The organism is Brachyspira pilosicoli (assembly GCF_019402445.1).
Lineage (GTDB): Bacteria > Spirochaetota > Brachyspiria > Brachyspirales > Brachyspiraceae > Brachyspira > Brachyspira pilosicoli_B.
Genome location: NZ_SRZM01000197.1, coordinates 1 through 2,740 on the forward strand (window position 1 = coordinate 1; position 2,740 = coordinate 2,740).

A 2,740-nucleotide genomic window follows, 5' to 3' on the forward strand; every position below is an offset into this window, starting at 1 on the left:
TACTAATAGTTTTATCAGTATTTATAATAATATTATTTTCTTTAATAATTTTAGGTTCAATAAAAAGAATAGGATATTTAAATGAAATAAATCCTATTAAAGATAATATATACTCGTTTAGAATAAGTTATTATGATAAAGTTTTTAGAAACAGTGATATCTATGGGGTATATTTAGATATAGAAAAAACTATTAATGATAATAACTTTATCAAAGATATTAAAATAGAAGAAAAAGGAAGTCCTTTTGGTACATTAATAACTACTAAAAAAATAGATATAGATAAAATTGATAATATACAATACACTCTAAAAATAAAAAATAATTTATATTTATATGCATTTATAATATATTTATTTTCTATATTCTTATTTTATGGAATTTCAATAATCAAAGAAAATAAACTTATATTAGCATATATCTCTCTATTAATAATTATACAAATATTTATATATTTATCGTTATATAATTATTTTAGAATAGTTTCATAAAATAATAATTATAAAATATTGATAAAAAAATAAAAATATTATATGATATTATCAACATGGGGAGCTTGTAAAAGGCTGAGAGGAAGTTTACATAATTTTATACATGCAAACTTCGACCCTTATAACCTGTTTGGGTAATGCCAGCGTAGGGAATTATCTCTTTTATTTTTTACTCTAAATAAATTAATAAAATGAGACCTTTTCTAATGTTGGTCTTGTTTTATTAAATTACAATAAATAATCAAACAAGACTAAAAACAAAATTAAATAAAACAAGACAAACGGCGTTATAAAAATCTCTATTTAATATTTTTTAGGAGTTTTTTATGACTTACAATCTTAAAGCAAAAAACTTTTTTATTAAAACTTTATTTCAAACATTTTTTATTTCTATAACTTTTTTATTAATCATATCCTGCACTAAAGAAACAAAAAAAATCAAAGATGAACTTACAGTAAACTTAGGCTATGAGCTTCAGTCTATTGACCCAGCAATAAACGACGAAACATATGGTTTTATTTATATTAATCATGCCTTCGAAGGATTATTGACAAAAGACATAAACGGCAAAATAGTAGGAGGCTCTTCAGATAAATGGGAGATAAGCGAAGATAAATTAAAATACACATTTCATATAAGAGAAGATGCCAAATGGAGCGACGGCAAAAAACTCACAGCTGATGATTTTGTATATTCATATAGAAGAGTTGTTGACCCTAAAACAGCTTCACCTATAGCGTATTTAATGTATTATATAAAAAATGCAAAAGATATAAACACAGGAAAAAAACCTATTGAAAGTTTAGGCATTATTGCTGTAGACGAAAACACTCTTACAATAGAACTTGAAAACCCTACATTATACTTTGAAGATATTTTAGCTTCTGGAGGCTGTTATGTGCCTGTGAGAGAAGACATTATAAATAAATACGGTGATGATTGGACATGGAAGCCTGAGGCATATATTGGAAATGGTGCTTACAAGATGACAGAAAGAAAGCCTGATGAGCTTATTGCATTTGAGCTTAATACTAATTATTGGGATTACAAAAATCAAGTTGCTAAGAAAATCAATTTTGTTTTGATAGCTGATGAATATATATCTCTTAATGCCGTTAGAACAGGAGATGTTGATTTTTCTATTAATGCCCCTCCTATTGGCGAGATAGAAAGTTTAATAAAAGAAAACCTTATGGCTGTAAGCGACATTATAGGAGTTTATTATTTAGATTTAAACAATAAAGATAAAACCTTGTCCGACAAGAGAGTAAGAAAAGCATTATCTCTAGCAATAGACAGAAATTACATTGTAAGCAACATTGGCTACGGCAAACTAATAGCAGCAGAAAGTTTTGTTCCGCCAGTTGTAAAAGGACTTGAAAAATCTTTTAGAGAAGAGAGCAGCAATTTTATAATAGCAAATAATTACAGCAATAATATAATAGAAGCAAAAAAATTATTAGCCGAAGCAGGATACCCTAATGGAGAAAACTTCCCAATATTAGAAGTAAAAGTTTCATCTGGTTTCTACACCACAGTATTAGAGGCAATTCAAGAGATGTGGAAAAATAATTTGAATATTGATGTAGCAATTCGAACAGAAGAATCAAAAATAACACTTCCTTTCAGACAATCAGGCAAATACCAAATGGCTAGAACAAGCTGGACAGGTGATTATAATGACCCTCTCACAATGCTTCAGATTATGACAAGCGAAAGCGATATAAATTACAGTGGTTTTTCAAATGAGAGATATGACTATTTAATAAACTTTGCCACTACTTCAACAAATCAAAAAGATAGAATGGAAGCTTTAAAAGAAGCAGAGGCAATTCTTTTTGAAGAGATGCCTATAATACCTTTTATATATAGAACAGACTTTTTAGTTGTAAATCCGAAATTAAAAAACTATATTGATGACCCATTGGGACGATACAGATTTAATTATGCATATATTGAAGAATAGTTTTAATAAATTATAATTTTAATAAATTTAAGAAATAAAGTGCTATTTTTTAATAGTATTTTATTTCTTAAAAAATTTTATTTACACACCCCGCCCTTTTTCCTTTTTGCTCTAATTTTAAATTTAAACTTTCTCTATATTCATTGCACAATTAGAAATTTTAACACCCCACCCAAGCGTTTTTTAAATTTTAAAATTTTAAATTTTTAATTTTTTAAGTTTTAGTTTTTAAAATCATTCCCCGCACGTTAAGCAAAACAAAATATATAAATTAATTAGAAA

At 26.5% G+C, this 2,740-nt stretch carries 1 protein-coding gene and 1 pseudogene; both read left to right on the forward strand.

The features are described 5' to 3' along the window. Positions 1 to 491, forward strand: a pseudogene (locus tag E6A48_RS07155) (hypothetical protein); the annotation flags it as partial. A gap of 326 nt (positions 492 to 817) precedes the next feature. Next, positions 818 to 2,458, forward strand: coding sequence for a peptide ABC transporter substrate-binding protein (locus tag E6A48_RS07160; protein ID WP_219709348.1), 1,641 nt, complete (start codon positions 818 to 820; stop codon positions 2,456 to 2,458). The last annotated feature ends 282 nt before the right edge of the window (positions 2,459 to 2,740 follow it).

Bases quoted from the DNA above. Each gene is read 5' to 3' on its own strand.
- E6A48_RS07160 (WP_219709348.1), top strand. From the start codon at position 818: ATGACTTACAATCTTAAAGCAAAAAACTTTTTTATTAAAACTTTATTT.